This is a genomic window from Nonomuraea sp. NPDC059007 (assembly GCF_042740555.1).
Classification (GTDB): domain Bacteria; phylum Actinomycetota; class Actinomycetes; order Streptosporangiales; family Streptosporangiaceae; genus Nonomuraea.
Genome location: NZ_JBHYJD010000078.1, coordinates 1 through 21,464, shown reverse-complemented (window position 1 = coordinate 21,464; position 21,464 = coordinate 1). Strand labels below are relative to the sequence as shown.

The window sequence follows — 21,464 nt, the reverse complement described above, 5'->3', positions numbered from 1 at the left end:
CCGCCAGCCGGGTGCGCCAGTAGCCGCGCTGACGGTCGAGCTCGGCGGAGGTCAGGCAGTTCCGCTGCCAGCGGGCGATCGCCCCGAAGCACGGCGCCGGCGGCAGGTCGGCCCCGTCGAGGAGCGCGGCGAGTTCGCGTTCCAGGAGGGCGAGCGACCATCCGTCGAGCGCGATGTGGTGGGCGACGAGCGCCAGCCTCGCCGGCCCGTTCCCGTCGCGGACCAGCCGCCACCGGACCGGCGGCACCTCGGCCGGCACGAACGGCTCACGCACCGCGGCGGCCAGAAACGCCTGCGATGGGGACGAGGTGACCAGGTCGGCGCCCGGCGGCCCGTCGGTTACCTGGCGGGGTTCGCCGTCGACGACGGGGTAGCGGGTCCGCAGCACACAGTGCCTCCTGGTCAGCTCGTCCAGCGCGGCGCGGAGCCGGTCCACGGTGACGTGCTCCGGCACCGGCAGGACGGTGTGCACGTGGTAGGCCAGGCCGGCCCGAGGGTCCTGGCAGAGGAGCCAGACCTGGTACTGGGCGACGGTGAGCGGCGCGGCCTCGTCGTGATCGTGGGGAGCCGGGCCTACAGGTGGCAGGCCCGCTGGTCCGAGGCCGTGCAGGGCGCGCGCGGTCGCGGCGACGGTCGGGTGGTCGAGCAGCAACCGCAGGGGCACATCCAGGTCCAGGCGGGTGCGCAGCCGGGCGGCGACGCGGGCGGCGAGCAGCGAGTGGCCGCCGAGGTCGAAGAAATCCTCGTGCGCGTGGACCGGCGACCTGCCGAGAACGTCCTGCCACACCTCGCGGATCACGTGTTCCACCTCGCCGCGCGGACCGGTGGCGACGATCCCCTGCGGAGGCGGGGCGGGTGCGGGCAGCGCGCGGCGGTCCAGTTTGCCGTTCGGCGTCAGCGGCAGGGCGTCGAGCGTCACGAACGCGTCGGGGACCAGGTGACCGGGCAGCCGCTCGCGAAGCGCGGACCGCAGCTGCGCCGGGACGGACTCGCCCACGACGTAGCAGGTCAGCACCGGCTCGCCGGACGGCCCGGGCACGGCGGTGACGGCGGCGTCCCGGATCCCGGGCAGCGCGCGCACCGCGCCCTCGATCTCACCCGGCTCGACGCGCAGGCCGCGGATCTTGAGCTGGTCGTCCAGTCTGCCGAGGTAGTCCAGCGTGCCGTCGTCGCGCGGGCGCACTCGGTCGCCGGTGCGGTACAACCGCGCGCCGTCGGCGTATGGGTCGGGCGGGAACCGGTCGGCGGTCAGGCCGGGCCGCCCCCGGTACCCGCGGGCCACGCCCGCTCCGGCCAGGCACAGCTCACCGGGGTTGCCGGGCAGGACCGGCAGCAGCTCGTGGTCCAGGACATAGGCCCGCGTGCCGGGCAGCGGCCGGCCGATGGGCACCGGCCGGCCGGAGTGATCGAGCCGGTGGGTGGTGGCCCAGATGGTCGCCTCGGTCGGTCCGTAGACGTTCCAGGCGCGCTCTGCCGTGCCCGCGATCCAGGGGGCCAGATCGGCGGGCAGCCGTTCGCCGCCGCAGAGCGCGGCCCGCAGGCCCGGGAGCGTTCCGGGGCCGAGGAGGCGCCAGGTCACCGGCGTCGCCTGGAGGACGGTGACGCCGTGCGCCGCGACGAGGGCGCGGATGAGGCCGGGGTCCGCCGCGGTGCCGGAAGGGGCGACGACCACGCGCGCGCCCCGGGTGAGCGGGAGGAACAGCTCCAGGGCCGCGATGTCGAAGGCGACCGTGGTGATCGCGAGGAGCGCGTCGCCCGGACCCGCCTCGATCAGCTCCCCCATCGCGGCCAGGACGGCGGCCAGCGCCCGGTGGGTGATCTCGACGCCCTTGGGCGGGCCGGTGGAGCCGGAGGTGTAGATCACGTAGGCCAGGTCGTCCGGCCGGGCCACCGCGGGAGTCGCGGCGTCGCCCGGTGTCACGGCCCGGACCCCGGCCGGGGCATACTCAGCGAACTCTGGCGTCGTCAGGAGGATCTCGGCGCCGGCGTCGGCGAGCAGCGCCCGGATGCGCGCCCGCGGGTGGTCCGGGTCGAGCGGCACGTACGGGCTGCCGGACCGCAGCACACCGAGCAGCCCGGTCACCAGCTCGCAGTCGCGGTTCAGGAGCACGCCGACGGGCACGCCGGGTCCGGCGCCCAGAGCCGCCAGGCGCCCGGCCAGGGAGCGGGAGCGTCCGGTCAGCTCCCGGTAGGTCAGCGCCCGCCGTCCGTCCTCGACCGCCACGGCGTACGGCAGGCGCGCCGCCCACCGGTCAACCGCCTCCAGAACGGACCCGGACAAGGTCGAAGCCACCCTGACAACCGGCCGAGCCGGCGCCTCGACCAAAACCGACCCGGGCGCCGCCTCAACGAAAACCGGCCCAGGCGGCGGCTCGATCAAGCTGTGTAGGGCCTCGGCCAGGTCGTCCAGGAGCCTGCGTCCGGTGCCGGGGGCGAACAGGCCGGTGGAGGAGACGAGCCGCGCCTGCCAGCCATCGGCGGTCCGGTCGATCGACAGTCCCAGATCCACGCGAGCCGGCGCGATGCCCAGGGGGATCGGCTCGGCATGAAGGTCGCCGAACCGACACGGCCGCGGCAGCTCGCGCCGGAGGTCGAACGTGGTCTGGAAGATCGGATGCCGTCCCGGCCGCCGCGGCGGACGCACGGCCGCCACCAGCCGCTCGAACGGCAGCGCCGCGTGGTCCAGCGCGCCGAGCAGCGCGTCGCGGGAAGCGGTCAGCAGCTCGTCGCGGGAGGCCGCCGGGCTCAGCCGTACCCGCAGGGGAACCAGGTTGACGAACGGGCCGACAACGTGCTCCGCCCCCGGGATGTTCCGTTCGTCCACCGCGGTCCCGACCACGAGGTCGTCCTGAGCGCTGTGCCGGCGCAGGACCGAGACCCAGGCGGCCAGCAGGACCGACGACAGCGGCGCCCCACGCGCCAGGCCGAGCCCGGCGGCGGCGTCGATTAGCCCTTCGGCCAGGGGCAGGACGTCCACCGCGCCGCGCCCCGTGCGGGAGAGCGGCGTCCGGGCGCAGTCGAGGTCGAGCGTGGCCGGCGCACCGGTCAGGGTCTCCCGCCAGTACGCCAGGTCGTGCTCCCGTGTCCGCGCCGCCCGCCGTTCGCTCAGTTCCGCCAGCTCGGCGTACGGCGACGCGGGCGGCGCCGGCGGCCGACCGGAGTACGCGCGGCCGAGATCGCGCAGCAGGATGCCCAGGGAGGCGGCGTCGCAGACCAGATGGTGAACCAGCAGCAGGACGACATGCTCGTCCGGCCCCACCGGAATCAACAGGCAACGGACGTTGGATCCGCTGCCCGGATCCAGACGCCGACCGGCCAGGTCCGCCAGCGACTCCAGGGACGTGCCCAGGCCGGCCTCCTCCACCGGCACCACCACGGACGCCAGCGTGCGGGCCGAGGGCACGCCGTCCCGCTCGGTGACGACCGTGCGCAGCTCCTCGTGCGCCGCGACCACGGCGTCGACCGCCCGGGTCAGCGCCCGCCGGTCGAGCCGCCCGCGCAGCCGTACGGCGAGGCCGACGGTGTTGATCGGCTCCCCCTCGTCGAGCCGGTCCGTGACCCAGATCCGATGCTGTACGGCCGGCAGCCGCCGAGGACCGGTGGGGTCGCGGCGCGGCCGTTCCAGGGGAGCAGGCGCGGAGAGGCGAGCGAGCAGCGCCTGCTCGATCTCGGGAGGAAGGTTGTGCCGGGCGTCGGCGGTGCTCATCGCCTGACCGGAGAGAAGGTGAACGCCGGCGAGCTCGACATGTGAGGAACGTAACACCCATCTCAGACCGAGAATAGGGGCGGTCTAGACGGCCGAAGCGGCCCAGAACACCTCGTACTCCCATTCGGGACCGTCCGGAAACCCGAGCCCCGCGCTCGCGGCCAGCGCGGCGAACTGACTGCGATACTCCCGTACGGCTTCCCCCTTGGCCGCCGCGGCGTGCCGGGACAGCCGGGACACCCGGGCGCTTGAGAGGGTCCAGGGCATCGCCTCCAGTTGCGCGCCGAACCAGCCGTCCACGTCCAGGTCCAGACGAGGGGGCCGCGCGGTCACCCAGGACGGCCAGCCGAACCTGACCGCGTACGGCTGGTCGGCATACAGCAGCACCCGCCGCCCCGCGCTCACCGCGAGGACCGCGTCCCTGGTCGCCACGTGGTCGGGATGTCCGCCGACGGCAGCCGGGCCGTACACCGTGCCGGCATCGCCCACGGCCGCCTTCAGCGTCGTCTCCAGGACCCGCCGGTCCAGGGGCTCCCGCCGGTGCACCGCGCCGACGAACGGCAGATGCATCACGACGCAGTCCGCCCGGGCCAGCGCCCGTCGGTCCTCTTCGTGCCGCTCGGCGGCCCGTTGCCGCGGATCGGCGGCGCGGGTCAGCCGGTCCCACGCCGACAGGGGCGTCCCTGGTTCCGGCAACCCGGCGAAGACGGTCACGACACGCCGCACGTCCGGCTCGCACAACACCCCCCAGCACGACAGGACGGCGTCGTCGGGGTGCGGTGACACGACGATTGTCGACGTCCGGGCTCCGGCGTGCTTTTCTGTTTCCGTGTCGACGCGCGTGTTCGAGCCCGGATTCACACCCTCCACCTTGCGAGCCGATATGTACGCAGGTCAATACACCTGGTGTGACGACGGCTGGACCGGCAGCATGCGCCTCAAAGCGGATTTGTCCGGTCGATACCTCAGCTACCGTTTCGGCACCACCCACCGCGTGTCCGCGCACGTGGCCGACGACCAGGGGCTCGTCCTCGACATCCACGACTTCAACGGCCTCGCGGCGCAGCGCTTCACCGGCTACCTGGCCACCGAGGGCCGCGGCCTGATCGCCGGGTACACGCAGTGGCGGGAGGAGCGCTACGGCTTCTACGCGCGGCGCGACCTGCCCCGCCCCGTCGCCGCGTGCCGCTCCGGCGAACCGGAGCCCGCCGACTTCACCGGCGTCTACACCCTGCGCTGCGACGGCGGCCCGGCGCGCCTCGAGCTCCTGCACGTCGGCGACCGGCGGCTGACCGGCCACTGGCGGCCCCCCGGCGGCGACCCGTACCAGATCGACGGCGAGACGGACCAGGACGACCCCCTTCTGGTACGGCTGGCGCTGTCCACCCCTGCCGGGCCCGCGACGCTCACGGGATCCCTGTTCTCCCGGCCGAAGAACGTGATCGCCGGCTGGATCGACCTGCCGACGGCGCGCGTCCCCTGCTACCTGCTGCGGATCGGGTGATCGCGGATGCGGGGCGATCTGGGCCGCTCGGTGGTCCGCGTTCTCGACCGGCGTGGCCGGACGGCCGGAACCGGGTTCGCCGCCGTGGTGGAAGGGCTCGTCCTGACCTGTGCCCATGTCGTGGCGGACGCGCAGGCGGGCCCCGGCGAGGAGGTGGAGCTGAGCTTCGGCGGGCACGCCTTCCGCGGCCTGGTCGTGGCCGACCACTGGCGCCCGCCGGACGGCGACGACATCGCCGTCCTCCGGGTGGATTCCTGGCCGGACGGCTTGACCCCGCTGTCGCTGACCTCCACGGAGGGCGCGGCCGGAGCGGCGTACGAGACGTGGGGCTTTCCCGACGCCTCGCCGGTCCACGGACTGCGTGCCAGAGGCGTGGTCACCGGCCCCATCCGCGAGCCCGACACCGGCCAGCCGGTCCTTCAGCTCGAGCGCAGCGGCAGCGTGACGACCGGCTACAGCGGCGGCCCGGTGGTGGACCTCACCACGGGCCACGTCATCGCGATGATCCACTCGATCACGACGGAGGACCAGTACGGCAGGCAGAGCGAGATCGCCCTCGCCACCCCGGCCGAGGCGCTGCGCGCGGCCTGCCCTGATCTGCGCCTTGTCGAGATCTGCCCCTACCGGTCGCTGGAGGTGTTCGACGAGGAGCACGCCCGCTTCCTGTTCGGCCGCGACGTGTTCATCCGGCAGATGCTGGACGACCTCCGCCGCAGGCCGCGCTTCCTCGCGGTGCTCGGCCCGTCCGGCAGCGGCAAGTCCTCCGTGGTCCGGGCGGGGCTGCTGCCCGCCGTCGCCGAAGGACGGGTGCCCGACCTGGCCGACCACGAGCGGATCGTCACCCGTCCGGCCGAGCGCGACGCGCTGGAGCGCCGGCTCCCGGGCGCGGCCACGGACCTGGTCGCCGCCGTCACCGGGCACGAGCGTGGTGTGGTGCTCGTGCTGGACCAGTTCGAGGAGGTGTTCCTCGAACCACCCGACGCGCGGGAACGCTACCTCGCCGAGCTGTGCCGCCTGCTCGACTCCGCGGCCCGGGCCACGGTCGTGCTGGTCATGCGCGACGACTTCTACAGCCGGCTCGCCGCCGAGTCGCCGGAGCTGATCAGATGGCTGGAGCGCGGCCTGGCCAACATTCCCGCCCAGCTCGACCCGGACGACCTCATGGACATCGTGCGCGAGCCCGCCCGCGCCGTGCGTCTGCGGTTCGAGGACGGCCTGGCGGAGGCGATCGTGGACGACGCGGTGCGCGCCTCGGCAGCGGGCCGCCCCGGGTCCCCGGCCACCCGCGCCGGGGCCGCGCAGAGCACCGTGCTTCCCCTGGTGGAGTTCACGCTCACGCAGGTGTGGCGGGCGCGCTCGGACGGGATGCTGCTCTGGCGGCCGTACCTCGACGGCAACCGGGTCGCCGGCGCGCTGACCGCCTGGGCGGACGACGCGATCCGGGCCATGCCGCCCCACCTGCTCGACGTGACCCGCGCACTGTTCACTAGCCTGGTCCACCTGGGAGACGAGCGTGCCGGCGTGCCGGACACCCGGCGCAAGCGGCGCATCGCCGACCTCTACCGCACCATCGACCAGCACCAGCGGCTGGACGCCGTGCTCGCCGTGATGACCGCCAGGCGGCTGCTGGTGACGGCGGGCGACGAGACCGTGGAGCTGATCCACGACGTGCTCCTGCGCGAGTGGGCGGAACTGGCCGGCTGGCTGGAGCACGACAGGAGGTTCCTCACCTGGCGGCAGTGGCTCGAACCGTGGGTGGCCGCCTGGCGCGCCGAACCGGAGCTGACGGACCGGCTGCTGCGCGGTGGCGACCTGGCCACCGCCGAGGCATACCTCGCCGAGCGCCCGGCCGACCTCGACGCCGACACCCGCGCCTACATCGAGAAGAGCGTCGAGGAGCGGGAGAAGGCGCTGCGTGAACGGGCCGAGATCGAGCAGGCGCTGGCCGACCATCGTCAGGTCACCCTGGAGAACCGGTTGCGCGCCGACGCGGCCGACGCGGCCAAGCTGGCCGGCATCGAGCCGGCTCAAGGGCTCGTCCACGCCATGTCGGCCGTCTCGGCGAACCTGGCCGCGCTGCCGGGAGCCGAACCGCTCGGCGCAGTCCGCGCCGCGCTCCGGCTGGCGCTGCAGCGGTCGAGGGAACTGGCCGTTGTGCCGGGCACGGCGGCGGTGCGGGCCGTCGCCTACTCCCCCGACGATCTGATCTACGCCACCGGAGGCGACGACCGCCTCATCCGGCTCTGGCGCCGGGACGGCAGCCCGGTGGGCGATCCGCTGACCGGCCACGCCGACAGCGTCAACGTCCTGGCGTACAGCCCGGACGGCCGCGTCCTGGCCAGCGGCGGCGAGGACGGCCTCGTGCTGCGGTGGAGCCGCGAGGGGAGGCTGCTGCACCTGCACGAGACCGGCGCCGCCGTGCACGCGCTGGCCTGGACGCCCGCCGGGAACCTCGCCTGGATCGACGAGGCGGGGCGGCTGACGGCGGACGGCACGCCGCCGGACGATGATCGGAGCGGGTTCGATCCGGGGGACCCGCTCACCGCGCTCGCCTGCTCCCCGGCCACGTCGGCGTTCGTGGTCGGCACCCTTCAGGGGACGCTGCACGTGGTGCCGGGCGACCCGGCGGCGCCCGGCATGTCCGTCAGGGCCGCGCACGACGGGTTCGTGGCGGCCCTCGCCGTACACCCTGATGGTTCTTTGCTGGCCAGCGGTGGCGCCGGCGGTGCGGTGCGGCTGTGGTCCTGGAGCGATGAGGCGGGGCTGGAACCGTTCGGCATGCCGTGGCAGGCGCACGACGACGCCGTGCACACGCTGGCCTTCAGCGCCGACGGGGACGTGCTGGCCAGCGGGTCGGCCGACGCCGTCGTCCGGCTGTGGGACGTGCGCTCGCGCAGGCCCGCCGCCGATCCGCTGCTCGGGCACGACGGGCCGGTCACCGCGGTGGCGCTCAGCCGTGACTGCACCAGGATCGTGTCCGGCTCCGCCGATCGCACGGTGCGGGTGTGGCAGTGGCGCGGCGAGCGGAACGCCGGTGCGCCGGCCGCCCCCGGCGGGCTCATGTTCGGTGTCGGGCGGTGGGATCCGCACGGCCTTCAGACGCGGGCCGCCGAGCCGCGGCACCGCGAGCACATCTACCGGCTGGCGATCAGCCGGGACGGCCAGTGGCTGGCCACCGCGAGCGACGACCGGACCGTGCGCCTTTCCGACGTCGAGGGCATGTTCGCCGCCGAACCGCTGACCGGTCATGGCGCCGGCGTCCGGGCGGTGACGTTCAGCCCGGACGGGCGCGTGGTCGCGAGCGCCGACGGCGACGGGACCGTGCGGCTGTGGGACCGGAGGGGTGCCGACCTGGGCGTGCCGCTGACCCGGGCGGCGCCGGTGCACGCCATCGCCTACGACCGGGACGGCGCCAGGATCGCCGCCGGGGACGCCACCGGCGCCGTCACCGTCCTGGACGCCGTCACCCTGACGCCGCTGGCCGTGGCCGGGCACGAGGCGCCGGTGCACGCGCTGGCCTTCGGCGCTCTGCTCTACAGCGCGGGCGACGACGGCCTGATCCGGCGCTGGACGAGCGACGGACAACCGGCGGCGCCCCCGCTGGCCGGGCACGACGGTCCCATCCGCGCGATGGCGCTGTCGGCCGACGGCCGCCTGCTCGCCACCGGCGGCGACGACCACGTGATCCGGCTCTGGGACGACGAGGGGCGGCCCGTGGGCCAGCCGTTCATCGGGCACGACGGCGACGTGCTCGACGTGACGTTCACGCCGGACGGGACGATGCTGCTGAGCGCGGCCCGCGACGGGACGGTACGCCTGTGGGCGCTCGACGGAACCCAGCTCGGCGACCCGCTCGAAGGGCACGCTCCATGGGCCACCTCCGTGGTGGTCACCCCCGACGGCCGCCACGCGGTCAGCGCCGGCGCCGAGGGCATGCTCCGCACCTGGTCGCTGGGCGGCTGGCGGGACTGGGTGAGCGAGGCGTGCCGGCGGCTGCGCGGGCACCCGCTGATGGCGCTGCCCGCCGGCAAGTCCGTCCGCGAGTTCTGCGCCCGAGCGAACGAGGAGACAGCCTCATGAGAACGACCGTGCTCGACCCTGGCCGCCGCTTCCCGGTGTGCCTGGAGCCCGACGACCGGCAGGACCTGGTCGGCTTCGTGCGCGAGCATCGTCACCTGCTGCGCGAACGTCTCGCCGAGCACGGCGCCGTGCTGCTGCGCGGCTTCGACGGCGGCCTCGACGCCTTCGCCACAGCGGTCTCCGCGCTGGCCGACCGTTTGCTCCCCTATGTGCACGGCAACTCCCCGCGTACCAAGGTCTCGGCCGCCGAGGTCTACACCTCGACCGAGTACCCGGCGGAGTTCGCCATTCCGCTCCACAACGAGCTGTCCTACGCCGCGCGCTGGCCCAGCGTGTTGTTCTTCCACTGCGAGACCGCGCCGGAGCGAGGTGGTCAGACGCCCATCGCCGACAGCCGCGAGATCCTGCGCCGCCTCCCGACCGGCGTGCGCCGGCGTTTCACCGAACGCGGCGTGATCTACCGCCAGCGCCTGCACAGCGGCGTCGGCCTCGGCCGCTCGTGGCAGCAGACCTACGAGACCGGCGACCGCGCGCTGGTCGAGCGCCACCTGCGCGAGCTCGGCGCCGAGTTCTCCTGGTGCCCCGACGGCGGCCTGCGGACCTCGCAGTTCCGCCCGGCCACCGCGGTCCACCCCGTGCTGGGCGAGGAGGTCTGGTTCAACCAGGCCGACCAGTGGCACTGGACGGGAGCCGGGCCCGACATGGGTGAGGAACTGCTCGAACTGTTCGGCGAGGACGACCTGCCGACCTCGTGCCGGCACGGTGACGGCACACCACTGGCGCTGGAGGATCTCTCCGACATCAGGCGCGTGGGCTGGGAGTGCGCGGTCCGCTTCGACTGGGTCCCCGGTGACGTCCTCATGATCGACAACGTCCGGGTGGCGCACGGGCGGGAACCCTACTCCGGCCCGCGCCGCATCCTGCTCGCGATGGCGTGACCTCAGGAGGGCAGGCGGTACTTCTCGCAGAAGTAGGGACACTCCAGGACCGTGCAGACGGACGCCTCGTCGCGCCGGGCGAACCACTGCTCGGCCACGTTCCCGATCACGTCGTCCGGACCGCACCGCCGTACCTCACCATTGGGCACGATGCGCGCGAACAGCCGGCCCGCCTCGCACAGGTCGCCCCGGTAGTCGGGGAGCCCGTCCAGGAACAGGTGCTCGTCCATGAACGGGTTGACCGTGGGCGGCTCGTCGCGGCGGCCGAACTGCCCGGTGTAGAAGGCGGCGGCCTTGGCGGTGTACTCGCGAAACAGCGCGCGCTCCGCCTCCGTGTACCCGCCAGGGTAGCGACGGCCCAGATGGGTGCCGCGCAGCGCCTTGGGGATGACGACGACGCCCTCGTCCGCATAGCGCCGCCACAGCTCGGGGAACGTCGCGAACAGGTCCGGATACATGACGCACGAGGCGAACACGTCGAAGCCCGCCTCCCGCATGGCCAGGACGTTCGTCACGAACCGCCGGGTTCCCCGTCGTACCTGGCGCTCACGTTCGTGCACCCCGCAGTTGATGAAGTCGACCCGCCGCGGATCCACCTCGTCGACGAAGGCGCGGATGTGCGGGGAGTCGGCGTTGGTGTTCACGCTGATCAGGTGGCGCCGGGTCAGCAACGAGCAGAGGCGGACGAAGTCCGGGTAGATGAACGGCTCGCCGCCCGTGAGATGGAGCAGCCAGGTCAGCCCGGTCCGGTCGAAGAACTCGGCCAGCCGCTCCACGGGCGCGATCGGCTCGATCTTGGCACCCAGCGCGTCCGCGTCCCAGAAGCAGTAGCCGCAGCGGTAGTTGCAGGTGCTGAAGAGGATCCAGTCACCCTCCACGTCGTACGGCCGGCGGACGGTGATCTCGGCGGGGTGGATGTAGGTCGTCATGTCTCATCCCAGGATCGAGGCGGTACCACGGCGCGAACGGTGCGTTTCCGGCCCGGTTCCGCTGCGCCAGATGTTCCAGCGCCCAGGTCACGAGCCGTTCTGGAGGGGCCACCTCGCCGGCCCACGGCACCGGCGTGAGCCGTACACCCCTTCTGTGCAGGTCGCGGTAGGTGTCGAGCGTGACGGCGCTTTCCAGGGGGCGGGCGGCCAGCAGCACGCGGCCCAGGTCCGGCGCCGTCGCCAGGGCGGCCGCGATCCCCTCCTCCGTGCCCGTGGTTTCGACGACCGTCTCGCCGCCGCCCGGCGTGGACGCGACCGCCAGGCGCACGAGCGACGCCAGCGCGCCGTCGCCCAGCACCACGGTCTCCAGGCCGGCCATCGCGGCGGCGGCGCACGCGGTGCCCGCCCATTCCCTGGCGGCGATCCGGTCGGTGTTGGCGCACTCGTAGCCCCGGGCCCAGGTCGCGGGTCCTCGGGTGCCTTCGACGTACCAGACCGTCCCGGCCGCGCGCCGCGTGGTCATCTGTGTGATCACCGTACGGCCGGCCGTACGACATGCCCGAGGGCGGCCGATTCGTAGGCCGCCGTCACGATCGCCTGGACGGCCAGCGCGTCGCGCACGGTCACGTCAGGTGGCGTGCCGTCGCGCGCCGCCGCCGCGAAACGGGAGATCGCCGTCAACCGGGAATCGGCCTGCCCTGGTTGCACACGGAGCTGACCGGTCTCGCCCCACAGCATGAGGCGCTGGCCGTCGCCTTCCGGCACGCTGGCTCCGCCGATCAGGGTGACGACGACCTGCCCGAACCTCAGGACGACGCTGACCGTGTCCTCGACCCCGGGCGCGAGGGCAGAGGGCGTCAGTTCCGCGTACACGCTGTCGCACTCGGCGTCGAGGAGCCAGCGGACGGCGTCGATGTGATGGATCACGTTCATGATCAGGAACCCACCGCCCGCCCTGGCCTTGGACTGCCGCCACGACGAAAGGGCCCGCCGGCTGAAGCCGCCGGTGAAGTAGTAGGCGGGCTTGTTCACAAGGTAGGAGGCGGTGACGCCCAGGGGTGACCCGATCCGTCCCTGCCGCACCGCCGTACACGCTTCCTCGAACCGCGCGTCGGCTCGCAGGTGGAACAGCACGCTCACCGTGGTGCCCGCTTCGTCCGCGGCGGCGGCGATCCGCTGCGCGGACCCGAGGTCGTGCGCGAGCGGCTTCTCCAGCAGGACATGCTTGCCGGCCGCGAGCGCGGCGACGGCGATCTGCTCGTGGGTGTCGTGCGGGGTGGCGATGATCACGGCGTCCAGGTCGGTCCTGGACATCATCTCCGCCGGTGTGCGCTCGGCCCGCGCGCCGAACCGGGTGGCGACGTCGTCGGCCAGTGCCTTCACCGGATCCAGGCAGGCGACCAGTTCGAGGTCGTCCGCCGCGGCCACCGTCTCGGCGTCCTTGACACCGATGTCGCCACAACCGATCACGCCGAAGCGCATGATGTGCTCCTTGCCTGCCGCCAGAGAAGAGCGGCGCCGATGAACGCGCGGTCGCCGACGAGCCTTCGGTAGACCAGCGGAGCGTTCTCTGCCGGGTGTTCCTCCAGCACATCGGAGATCGTGAACGCGCCCGCACCCTCGAAGAACGACCGGCTCAGGGCCGCGGTGCGGTCGGCGTCGAGGTTGACCGTGTGCGCGCCCACCACCTGGACGCCGCGGTCGTAGGCCGACCGCAACGGCACCTGCGCCGACGCCGCCCGCGGCGAGCCCAGGACCACGACCGTGCCGCCCGCCGCCACGGCCGCCAGGGCGATGCCGAGCCCTTCTGGGGTGCCGGTGACGTCGAGGACGAGAGGCGGCCCGATGTCCCACCGATCCACGCTGAAAACGGTCGCGGGCTCCGCTCGGCACGCCCACGCCTTGGCCGCCGACCGTGCCCTCGCCAGGACGACCCCGGCGCCACGTATCGCCGCCAGCCGGCGCACGATTATGCCCAGCAGACCGGCGCCCACCACGCCGACCGGTTCGCCGGCACGCTGCCCGCCGACCTCCAGGCCGTACAGCGCGGTGATGGCCAACTGCCACACCGCCGCGTCGGTCAGCGAGACGCCGTCCGGCACCTCGTGCACCTCACCCGGCCGCCCGATGGCGACGCTCTGGTGCCCCGCGCCGCGTAACGCGACCCGCGTGACACCCCCGCGCACTCGCCCGGCCGCCAGATAGCCGGGCACGTGCGGGAAGGCGACGGCCGCCGTGGGCAGACCGAGCAGCCGGGCGCGTTCTGTGCCAGGGCTCAGCACGCTGACGTGGATGTCGACGACCGTTTCCCGGGGTCCGGACGGACGTGGCTCGGCGCCCACGACCACCCGGCTGTCCCCAGCCTGAAACCAGACCACTGACCGCATCGCGCCTCCGGATGATCACCAAGGCGGAGCTTCACTGTATGTCGGCACGTGCCGATCGGCCAGACGGGTTCTCGATGAGGCGCACGTAGTGCTCGACGGCGGCCGTGACGCGGTCGAGGTCCCCGGTGGCCAGCACGGCGAGCCAGTCGTCGACGGTCTGCCGGGCTCGGCCAGCGAGCTGGCGTACGCCTCGATCCACAGCTTGAGCAGCGGCCGCGTGGGCTCGGCCGCGTGCCATCGCCAGGTGGCGCGGATGGTGGCGGCCGCGTCGCCCGCGTCACGAGCCTGAGCCAGTGCCCGGGCCAGCCCCTCCTTCGACCTGAATCAGTAACAACAGCACCCGAGGATGGGACGCAGGGAAAACCCCGTCAGCCCGTTCTCCAGGACGTACCGGCATGCCCGGTCGAGGAGTTCCTGCATGCGCGCGGACAGGGCTCGTTCTGGCTGGTCCATGAGGGTTACTCACCGCGGCCTCGTCCGGCTCGTCGACATCACGTCCTGGCGCACTCTGTCGTAGCCCGGCACCGGACAGTGCACTGGTGCTGTACGGCTTCACCCGGGTCGTGGTCACCTCGGGTGTTGTGGTTGTCGACGGGCGTGCGGGGCTGCACAGTGGCGGCATGACCGTTCCCGACGAAGCCCGTGGCTCGGATGGCGGGCGGGTGCAGGCCACCGGTGGGCGGTCGGTGGCGGTCGGCGGGGACAATCTGGGGGTGGTTGCCACCGGCCCCGTGCATCTGCCGTCGAGGGCGGCCCCGGCGGTGCGGCCGGTGCGGCTGGCGGCGCGACCGCCGCGATTGGCCGGCCGGGACGAGGTGCTGGCCGGGCTGCGTGCGCGGCTGACCGGCTCGCCTCGTCTGCCGTGTGTGGTGGTGGTGCACGGGCTGGGCGGGGTCGGCAAGACCAGCCTCGTCGTGGAGTACGCCCATCGTCACCTGCACGACTACGGCCTGGTCTGGCAGGTCCCGGCGGAGGACGCGTCCACCGCCATGGCCGGGCTGGCCGCCCTGCTGGGGGCCCGCGAGCTGGTGGACGTGGCCGACCCGATCGACCAGGTGCAGGCGCTGCTGGCCGCCCGCACCGAGCCGTGGCTGCTAATCGTCGACAACGCGCCCGGCGCCGAGGCGCTGCAGGGGCTGCTGCCGGTGGCAGGTCCCGGCCACGTGCTTGTCACGAGCCGTGCCGGCAGCTGGCCTCCCGTGCATGGTCTCGAGCTTCCGGTTCTGGACGCCGAGGTCGCGGCCGGCTTTCTGCTGGAGTGCTCCGGCCACGACGACGGTGCGGCCGCCGCCGAGGTCGTGGCCGAGCTGGGGGCGCTGCCGCTGGCTCTGGAGCAGGCCGGCGCGTACATGGCCGACACCGGCACCACCATGGCCGGCTATCTCGCCCTGCTGCGCGAGCGGCGCGCCGAGTTACTCGCTCACGGTCAGCCGTGGGGCTACCGGCAGCGGGTGGCCTCCACCTGGCAACTGTCCTTCGACCAACTGGCCGACGCCGACCCGTCTGCCATCGCCCTGTTACGGCTGCTGGCCTGCTACGCGCCGGAGAACATCCCCTATCGGATGCTGCTGTCCGAGCACGCCTTCGGGGAGCTGCCGTCAGGGGAGCTGGCGGTCAACACCGCGATCAGCGCGCTGCGCCGCTACAGCCTCATCAGCCGCCCCGCCGACGGGCTGGTGTCGGTGCACCGCCTGGTCCAGGCCGTCACCCTGGATCAGCTCACCCCCGACCAGCAGCAAGGGCGGCGGCAGGTAGCCGGCATCCTGCTGGAGAACGCACTGCCGGACGACCCGGAAGCGGTGGCGCACTGGCCGACCTATCGGGCTCTCCTACCGCACGCGCGCGCCGTCTTCCCGCTGGCCTCACCCTGCCTACGTACCTTGGCCCTTTTCCTCGGCGCCAGCGGTGACTATCGCACCGCCAAAGCCCATACCCACGACATCTACGAACGCCTGCTGACCCTCAACGGCCCGGAACATCCCGACACGCTCGCCACCTGGCACAATCTCGCCCGCTGGATCGGGCAGGCGGGAGATGCTGTCGGGGCTCGTGACGCCTTCGCCGCCATCTTGCCGCTGCGCGAACGAGTCCTCGGCGCCGAACACCCCGATACCCTCGCCACCCGGCATAACCTCGCTCGCTGGACGGGGATGGCCGGGGACGCGGCGAGCGCTCGTGAACAGTTCATCGCCCTGCTGCCCATCCGCGAACGAGTCCTTGGCCCTGAACACCCCCACACGCTGACCACCCGGAACAATCTCGTCTGGCCGACCCGCTGCCGATCAACACTGCCGACGAAGGCATGGCCCGCATCGCGTTCCTCCTGCTGGCGCTGTTCGTCGAGATGGAACGCACCTTCACCGCCGAACGCGCCGCCCACGCCCGCATCGTCGCCGAAACCGCCGGCCGCCAGATCGGCCGCCCCGTCGCTCACCCCGCAGCCAAGATCGAATACGCCCGGCTCCTCAATGCCCAAGGCGACTCCCTCGGAAAGATCGCCACCAAGACCGGCATCCCCAAAACCTCGCTGCACCGCTACCTCGCATCCTGATCACGCTCCGGCTCGAGGGTTCTTGAGAAACTCCGTGACGCTCGCAATAGCGACCATCACCTCTGCCGATAGTCCTATGACGTCGGCGCGGCCCCGCCAACCCCGGAGACTCTGATGTGCTGATGTCCTACCCGGCGGGCAGGATGGGCGCGGGAGGTACAGATGAGCGACATCGCGGACGTTCCACCCGCCGTTGTGGGCCGGCTCCGGGTGATCTGCCGGGAGCTGCCCGAGGCGTACGAGGAGCCGGCGTGGATCGGCCTGCGGTGGCGGATTCGCCGGCGGACATTCCTGCACGTCTACACCACCGACGAGAGGGGGTCGGCGTACATCGATACGGACGATCCAGCCATCCTGATGACCTTCCGGGCGCCGCCCGGGGAGTTGGCCGCGCTGGCGCATGCCGGCCCTCCGTTCTTCCGGGCCGACTGGGGGGTGAATGTCGTGGGAATGGTGCTGGACGACGAGACTGACTGGGTCGAGGTTGCCGAGCTGGTGACGGACAGCTATCGCGTGCAGGCGCCCCGCCGCCTCGCGTTCCGGCTGAAGGCAGGTGGATGAACCGCCGGCTACCTCCCCACGTTGCCGCATATCCAGGTTCGGTGCTGAGAAACCTTCCTATTCACGGTGGGATAGGTCGGGTTGCCGTACTGGCCAGAGATATTTCAGGAGACGATTCCGATGACGACATCACCCAGTGCCGCAGGCTCCGGCCGTCTGGCCGGATTTGCGGGTGCAGTTCATTCCGGGCGTGATCGGCTTCACGAACTGGTAGATGCCCGCGCAGGTCCACCGCGGCGTGACACCGAGGAAGACCTCGCGTCGTTCGTTGGGGAAGCCCGCATTGCTGGTCTTTCCGTCGCCGGTCGTGACTACCACGCCGGTCGGCACCGCGCCCTGGCTGGTCAGTGCGGGTGAGATGAGGGCTCCGACAGCAAGATGGGCTGGTCAAGCGCAGGATCGCGAGATCGCCGTCCCTTGCCGGGACGCGCCTTCACTCGGTTCGGGCACCGGCCTCGAGCACGGTGAGGTCGCGGACCGCGTACCGGTGATGCTCGGCCTCTTCCTTGAGCACGACGCTGAGACAGCGGCGTACGACGTAGTCCTTGTCCGGGTAGGGGTCGGCCGGCTTGCGACCACATACCCGGTCGAGCTCGGCCTCGGTGAGCTCGTCGACGGCTCGGCGCATCGTGGCCATGCGGGCCAGCCGCGGCGCGAGTACCTCGTCGAGCGTCGGGGTGGCATCGAGGGTGAGCCCGAGCTTCGCCGATGCTTCGGCCGGCATCCCGCTGTAGGGGAAGCCCAGCGGGTGGTACGGCGCGTCCTCCTCGAGCACGGCGTTGCCGATCCAGGCATCGCTGGCCATCAGCAGATGCCGCTGCGTCTCGACGAACGACCACTCGCCGTCGACCTGCTCGTGCAGCTTCGCCTCTGGTAGGCGCCTGGCGCGGTCGAGCGTCTCCTCCCATTGCTTCTCGATGGCATCCCAAGCGGCTCGGTATTCGGCGGCGGACGTGGCCTCACGGGACAGCACCCGGTTGGGATGCAGCCGGTCGAGCTCGGCCTCGACGTAGGCGGTCACGTCGACGTCGTTGACAACGACACGCTCGAAGCCGCCACTGAGGGAGACGTTGCCCCCATAGCAGTCCACGATCTTCAGGCCGGTGACGTCGCAATCGCGAATCTCGAGGCCGGAGAGGTCGCACTGGTGGATGCGGGCACTACGGAACTGGTCACTTTGGGTGTACTCAGCAGGCATTGGGACAGTTTCCCGTATCCGTCCCGCCCGTGCCAGTGAATGGCACAACGTAAGGGTTGCGGTGTTGCGTCCGGGTGGGAAGTCCGACGAGGGCCTTCTACCGCTTGGGCAGAGCACTTCGGGAATCAGTGCAGAGGACTACGGAAATCGAGGCCCGTGACTGCCCGATGTCGGCCTGCGCCGCCCCGGCCGGCTCCCCGTGCCGGACCGGTAAGGGGAAGGTGGCCATCGGCTACCACACCGCCCGTTTCCGGCTGGTGCCTCATCTGGCCAAGGCGGTGAGCGTCGCCGTGCCGCCGGTGCGCAAGCCGGGCACCGTCTGGGCCGAGCTGCCCTGCCCTGTCGCCGGGCTGAGACGTCCGGGCACGCGCGCGTCGGCTACGCCCGCGCCTCCACCGTGCGCCAGTCGCTCGACACCCAGCTCGACTCCCTGGCGGCCGCCGGCGTCACGCGCGTCTTCGCCGAGAAGATCTCCACCCGCGCCACCACCCGGCCCGAGCTCGACAAGGCCGTCGCCCTCGCGCGAGCTGCGCGCCACCGGCGTCGCGGTCACGCTCGTGGTGCACGAGCACAAACGGCTGGGCCGCGGCCTGGAGCTGGCGGCGCCGGCCGAACAGCTCAAGGCCGCCGACATCGGCCTGCAGTTCCTCACCGGCGAACTCCAGGGCAGCCACGACCCTGGCCGGGCAATATCAACACCGGCTCGCCGTACTACACCGGCGTAGGATGATCTAGTCGATCTCGGTGGCTTGCAGAGGAGGCACATCATTGATCGGCGATGAGGCGCTCGAGTACTATCACGGGGCGATGGTGTCCCTTCTCCCCGATGGGCAGGCGGTCACCACCTGCTGAACGCGGGCGGAGGTAAATCCGCCCGCGGACCCTCACTGTGGCTCACGGACCAGTCGCGACGGCCCCCGCTTTGATCACCTGCACGACCGACCAGCGGTACGCAGCTCTACCCGAGCGCGGGCTTATCTTGGGTGACTCTCTGCAGTTAGACCTGTTCGACAAGTAGCGTGGGGTGTCCTTGCCAGACCGATATCCGGGGGTAGTAAGGCATGTTGGTCATGCCTGGTGTGCACGTCCAGCCGTACAGGGCTGAGCGGGCGTCGGCCGCCGACGGGGCGGTGTGGTGGGTCGATGAGGACTTCGCTCTGCATGTCGAGGTGTCGGCGTATCTGGCGGGGTTACGCGCGGCGGGCCGGGCGTTCAACACCGAGAAGACCTACGCGGGCCGGATCGCGTTGTCCTCGTCGTTGTGGGCTGCTGGCACGAGGGCCCGTACTTCCACGTCCGGCGGCGGCGCAGCGCCAACCGCGGTATTTCGGCGTCCGCGTCGGTTGCGGCGTTCTCATCGCCGGGACTCCGCCAGCTTCAGGGCCGACTTCCCTGCGGCCTTGGCGATGTTCCTGGCCTCCTCGTCGGAGTATCGGCTGTTGTCCACGATGACGTTGAGCTCCAGGTTGATGTCCCGGGCGTACAGATTGGCCATACCCCGCTGCCAGTACGCCTCCTCACCGACGCCGGCGTCAGCGCGCTCGTACGACTGGCGGGCGGAGGCGTAACCGCTCTCGTAGTGCTCCTTCGCCAGCTGCGCTCCGGTCTTGCCGTCTTGTGAGAGGTGGCGATCCCAGGAGACGATGATCTTGTCTCCGTGCTGGTTCTTCCAGAAGCACCGGTTGGACTCCTTCGGTGTCTCACCGACAGCCTCGAGGTTGCCGCTCGGATTTCCGTAGCCTGCGGGCACCTCCACCTTGCCCGTGGCCTCCTTGCACGACGGCACCCGCTGCGTGTACTTGTCGCCGACCTTCGACAGGGGCGTCGTACCGGGAGTCGGGATGGTCTCGCTCTCGCTCGGCTCCTTGGCGTCCGGTTTCCTCTGAAGCGCGCTCGTCTGGCCGCCGTCGCCGTACAGGGGCAGGACGTTCAAGGCGGCCACCGTGGACCCCACCATGACCACCGCCGCGGCCGCGACGGCCCCCGCCAGCCACCACGCACGCTTGCGACGGGGCGCGGTGAGGGGAGGGGCACCGGCCGCAGCGGGGCCGGCGGCCAACTGATCGATCCCCGCCTGCTGTTCGGCCGCAAGCCGGTGCACCGCCTCGGGCCACGGCCGGGAGGTGGGCGTCACCGTGCCGATCGCGGTGAGGAGTTCCAGCGGCGACGGACGCTCCGCCGGGTCCTTGGCCAGGCACGACTCGATGAACGACCGCAGCGCCCGCGGTACCGCGTCCAGGTCCGGTGCGCAGTGTGCGACGTTGTAGAGCACGCTCGGCACCGACGTACCCGCGAACGGCGGCTTGCCCGTGCACGCCATCACGAGGGTCGAGCCGAGCGAGAACACGTCGGCGGCGCCGGTCAACGGCAGACCCTGCACCTGCTCCGGCGCCATGAAGGGCGGCGAGCCCACCATGGCGCCGGTGTGGGCGAGCTTCGTGTGTCCCTCGGCTGCCCGCGCGATACCGAAGTCGATGACGCAAACCCCGTCCTTGGTGAGCACCACGTTGGACGGCTTGAGGTCGCCGTGGACCAGACCCACCCGGTGCACGTCGATCAGCGCCTGCGCGAGACCCGCCGCGAGCAGCCTTACCGCTTCCTCGGGCAACGGGCCCGCGGCGTCGAGGGCCTGGCTCAGCGCGAGGCCGGGCACGAACACCGAGGCCAGCCAGGGTGCTTGCGCCTCCGTGTCAGCGTCAAGCACGGCGGCGGTGTACGCACCGGACACCGTGCGCGAAGCCGCCACCTCGCGTCGGAACCGGGCCCGGAACCCGGCGTCCTCGGCCAGTTCTGGGTGCACCTGCTTGACCGCGACGAGACGACCGTCGGGGGCGACGGCGAGAAGAACGCGCCCCATGCCACCCCGCCCGAGCTCGGCCACCGTCAGGAACGGGCCTATGTACGACGGCCCAGACAGCCCTGTTGCGCGCATGACGCCCTGTCCCTTCCCGTGAAAACCTTCCAGTCTCAAAGCGGGAGGATCATACAGATCCCCGCCCCGGCCCGAGCCGAGCCCGTTCGCACGCCAAGCGAACGCAGGCCGTCACGGCGACCCGATACAGAAGCCCTTGCCGTCGTATTCCCGCATGACGGAGGTGCGGTTGGGGCAGTCGCCGACGCTGAGCGATGGACCTTCCAGGATCCCCAGCAGTTTGCGGCCCGCATCAGGTGACGAGCAGTCGACGACGTCGTAGCCCCTCGTCGTGAAGCACGTTCCGACCTCGGAGTTGGTCCAGCCTTTTGAGCAGGAGGAGACGGCGGGCAGCAGCAGAACCACCGAGACGAGCAAGGAAAGGCGTGAGGTCAAACGGACTCCAAAGTACATTCATGGGTGTTGCTGACCATAGTGGGCCCTCGGAAGGCTCGGCAAGATCACGACGACACCGCAAGCCGGTTGTTGAAGCGAGTTTTTGAAGATCTCCGCCCCAGGTCGGCGTTCCGGCGTGATCATCGTCACTGATCGATCGTTTAATGAAGCCTCCGAGCCTCCGCCTGATCACTCCAGTAGGCGAGGTTGGCGCGGGCGGTCAGCGTCTCGGGGTGTTCGGGACCGAGGACGCGTTCGCGGATGGGCAGCAGGTCGGCGTACAGGGCGCGCGCGGCCCGCAGG

General features: G+C 71.9%; 17 protein-coding genes and 1 pseudogene. 7 read left to right on the top strand and 11 right to left on the bottom strand.

Annotated elements, in window-relative coordinates:
- Both ACFWY5_RS54670 and ACFWY5_RS54665 read right to left on the bottom strand, forming a co-directional pair.
- The coding region (locus tag ACFWY5_RS54670; RefSeq protein WP_379639864.1) for an amino acid adenylation domain-containing protein at nucleotides 1–3,706 on the bottom strand (3,706 nt) is incomplete at its 3' end.
- Nucleotides 3,707–3,790: 84 nt separating this feature from the next.
- On the bottom strand, nucleotides 3,791–4,567 hold the full coding sequence (locus ACFWY5_RS54665; RefSeq protein ID WP_379625507.1) for a PIG-L deacetylase family protein: 777 nt from the start codon (nucleotides 4,565–4,567) through the stop codon (nucleotides 3,791–3,793).
- Between the two features lie 22 nt (nucleotides 4,568–4,589).
- On the opposite strand from ACFWY5_RS54665, the gene ACFWY5_RS54660 reads away from it, so the two are divergent.
- From ACFWY5_RS54660 to ACFWY5_RS54650, 3 genes are read left to right on the top strand one after another with little or no spacing between them, the layout of a single operon-like run.
- Nucleotides 4,590–5,210, top strand: coding sequence for a hypothetical protein (locus tag ACFWY5_RS54660; RefSeq protein ID WP_379625509.1), 621 nt, complete (start codon nucleotides 4,590–4,592; stop codon nucleotides 5,208–5,210).
- A gap of 6 nt (nucleotides 5,211–5,216) precedes the next feature.
- Complete coding sequence (locus ACFWY5_RS54655; protein ID WP_379639863.1) at nucleotides 5,217–9,290, top strand: trypsin-like peptidase domain-containing protein; 4,074 nt, start codon at nucleotides 5,217–5,219, stop codon at nucleotides 9,288–9,290.
- Nucleotides 9,287–10,228 (top strand): TauD/TfdA family dioxygenase, encoded by a 942-nt coding sequence (locus ACFWY5_RS54650; protein WP_379639861.1) that lies wholly within the window; start codon nucleotides 9,287–9,289, stop codon nucleotides 10,226–10,228. The genes ACFWY5_RS54655 and ACFWY5_RS54650 overlap by 4 nt, the downstream gene beginning before the upstream one ends.
- Nucleotides 10,229–10,230: 2 nt before the next feature.
- Here ACFWY5_RS54650 and ACFWY5_RS54645 read toward each other — a convergent pair whose 3' ends face one another.
- Genes ACFWY5_RS54645 through ACFWY5_RS54625 form a run of 5 tightly spaced genes read right to left on the bottom strand, consistent with a single transcriptional unit; the run spans nucleotide 10,231 to nucleotide 13,743 of the window.
- On the bottom strand, nucleotides 10,231–11,157 hold the full coding sequence (locus ACFWY5_RS54645; RefSeq protein WP_379639860.1) for a radical SAM protein: 927 nt from the start codon (nucleotides 11,155–11,157) through the stop codon (nucleotides 10,231–10,233).
- Entirely contained in the window at nucleotides 11,096–11,680 is a 585-nt protein-coding gene (locus ACFWY5_RS54640; protein ID WP_379625513.1) for a hypothetical protein, read from the bottom strand. The genes ACFWY5_RS54645 and ACFWY5_RS54640 overlap by 62 nt, the downstream gene beginning before the upstream one ends.
- Nucleotides 11,681–11,688: 8 nt before the next feature.
- Nucleotides 11,689–12,639 (bottom strand): Gfo/Idh/MocA family protein, encoded by a 951-nt coding sequence (locus ACFWY5_RS54635; protein WP_379625514.1) that lies wholly within the window; start codon nucleotides 12,637–12,639, stop codon nucleotides 11,689–11,691.
- Nucleotides 12,624–13,544 carry a hypothetical protein gene (locus tag ACFWY5_RS54630; protein WP_379639859.1) on the bottom strand — a complete coding sequence of 307 codons (921 nt, stop codon included), beginning with the start codon at nucleotides 13,542–13,544 and terminating at the stop codon, nucleotides 12,624–12,626. The genes ACFWY5_RS54635 and ACFWY5_RS54630 overlap by 16 nt, the downstream gene beginning before the upstream one ends.
- Before the next feature lie 31 nt (nucleotides 13,545–13,575).
- Nucleotides 13,576–13,743: a hypothetical protein gene (locus ACFWY5_RS54625; RefSeq protein WP_379639857.1), complete on the bottom strand. Its 168-nt coding sequence runs from the start codon at nucleotides 13,741–13,743 to the stop codon at nucleotides 13,576–13,578.
- Between the two features lie 340 nt (nucleotides 13,744–14,083).
- On the opposite strand from ACFWY5_RS54625, the gene ACFWY5_RS54620 reads away from it, so the two are divergent.
- A complete protein-coding gene (locus ACFWY5_RS54620; protein WP_379639856.1) occupies nucleotides 14,084–16,210 on the top strand; it encodes a tetratricopeptide repeat protein in 2,127 nt (708 codons plus the stop codon).
- Between the two features lie 47 nt (nucleotides 16,211–16,257).
- The gene (locus tag ACFWY5_RS54615; RefSeq protein WP_379625519.1) at nucleotides 16,258–16,656 is read left to right on the top strand and encodes an MmcQ/YjbR family DNA-binding protein; all 399 of its coding nucleotides are present in this window, start codon (nucleotides 16,258–16,260) and stop codon (nucleotides 16,654–16,656) included.
- A gap of 129 nt (nucleotides 16,657–16,785) precedes the next feature.
- On the opposite strand, the gene ACFWY5_RS54610 is transcribed toward ACFWY5_RS54615, so the two are convergent.
- Both ACFWY5_RS54610 and ACFWY5_RS54605 read right to left on the bottom strand, forming a co-directional pair.
- Complete coding sequence (locus ACFWY5_RS54610) at nucleotides 16,786–16,986, bottom strand: hypothetical protein (protein ID WP_379625521.1); 201 nt, start codon at nucleotides 16,984–16,986, stop codon at nucleotides 16,786–16,788.
- Between the two features lie 103 nt (nucleotides 16,987–17,089).
- Nucleotides 17,090–17,854 carry a DinB family protein gene (locus tag ACFWY5_RS54605; RefSeq protein ID WP_379639855.1) on the bottom strand — a complete coding sequence of 255 codons (765 nt, stop codon included), beginning with the start codon at nucleotides 17,852–17,854 and terminating at the stop codon, nucleotides 17,090–17,092.
- Nucleotides 17,855–18,251: 397 nt separating this feature from the next.
- On the opposite strand from ACFWY5_RS54605, the pseudogene ACFWY5_RS54600 reads away from it, so the two are divergent.
- Together ACFWY5_RS54600 and ACFWY5_RS54595 are read left to right on the top strand one after the other, a co-directional pair.
- Nucleotides 18,252–18,326 (top strand): annotated as a pseudogene (locus tag ACFWY5_RS54600) (hypothetical protein); the annotation flags it as partial.
- Nucleotides 18,327–18,411: 85 nt separating this feature from the next.
- Nucleotides 18,412–18,579, top strand: a complete 168-nt coding sequence (locus ACFWY5_RS54595) for a hypothetical protein (RefSeq protein ID WP_379639877.1) — start codon at nucleotides 18,412–18,414, stop codon at nucleotides 18,577–18,579.
- 629 nt (nucleotides 18,580–19,208) lie between these two features.
- Here ACFWY5_RS54595 and ACFWY5_RS54590 read toward each other — a convergent pair.
- Nucleotides 19,209–20,786 carry a serine/threonine-protein kinase gene (locus ACFWY5_RS54590; RefSeq protein WP_379639854.1) on the bottom strand — a complete coding sequence of 526 codons (1,578 nt, stop codon included), beginning with the start codon at nucleotides 20,784–20,786 and terminating at the stop codon, nucleotides 19,209–19,211.
- Nucleotides 20,787–20,897: 111 nt separating this feature from the next.
- On the bottom strand, nucleotides 20,898–21,161 hold the full coding sequence (locus tag ACFWY5_RS54585) for a hypothetical protein (protein WP_379639853.1): 264 nt from the start codon (nucleotides 21,159–21,161) through the stop codon (nucleotides 20,898–20,900).
- Nucleotides 21,162–21,464: the final 303 nt, after the last annotated feature.

What these genes read in the sequence shown, in the direction of transcription:
- ACFWY5_RS54660 (WP_379625509.1), top strand. Translation starts at nt 4,590, where the DNA reads ATGTACGCAGGTCAATACACCTGGTGTGACGACGGCTGGACCGGCAGC.
- ACFWY5_RS54655 (WP_379639863.1), top strand. Translation starts at nt 5,217, where the DNA reads ATGCGGGGCGATCTGGGCCGCTCGGTGGTCCGCGTTCTCGACCGGCGT.
- ACFWY5_RS54650 (WP_379639861.1), top strand. Translation starts at nt 9,287, where the DNA reads ATGAGAACGACCGTGCTCGACCCTGGCCGCCGCTTCCCGGTGTGCCTG.
- ACFWY5_RS54645 (WP_379639860.1), bottom strand. Translation starts at nt 11,157, where the DNA reads ATGACGACCTACATCCACCCCGCCGAGATCACCGTCCGCCGGCCGTAC.
- ACFWY5_RS54640 (WP_379625513.1), bottom strand. Translation starts at nt 11,680, where the DNA reads ATGACCACGCGGCGCGCGGCCGGGACGGTCTGGTACGTCGAAGGCACC.
- ACFWY5_RS54635 (WP_379625514.1), bottom strand. Translation starts at nt 12,639, where the DNA reads ATGCGCTTCGGCGTGATCGGTTGTGGCGACATCGGTGTCAAGGACGCC.
- ACFWY5_RS54630 (WP_379639859.1), bottom strand. Translation starts at nt 13,544, where the DNA reads ATGCGGTCAGTGGTCTGGTTTCAGGCTGGGGACAGCCGGGTGGTCGTG.
- ACFWY5_RS54615 (WP_379625519.1), top strand. Translation starts at nt 16,258, where the DNA reads ATGAGCGACATCGCGGACGTTCCACCCGCCGTTGTGGGCCGGCTCCGG.
- ACFWY5_RS54605 (WP_379639855.1), bottom strand. Translation starts at nt 17,854, where the DNA reads ATGCCTGCTGAGTACACCCAAAGTGACCAGTTCCGTAGTGCCCGCATC.
- ACFWY5_RS54590 (WP_379639854.1), bottom strand. Translation starts at nt 20,786, where the DNA reads ATGCGCGCAACAGGGCTGTCTGGGCCGTCGTACATAGGCCCGTTCCTG.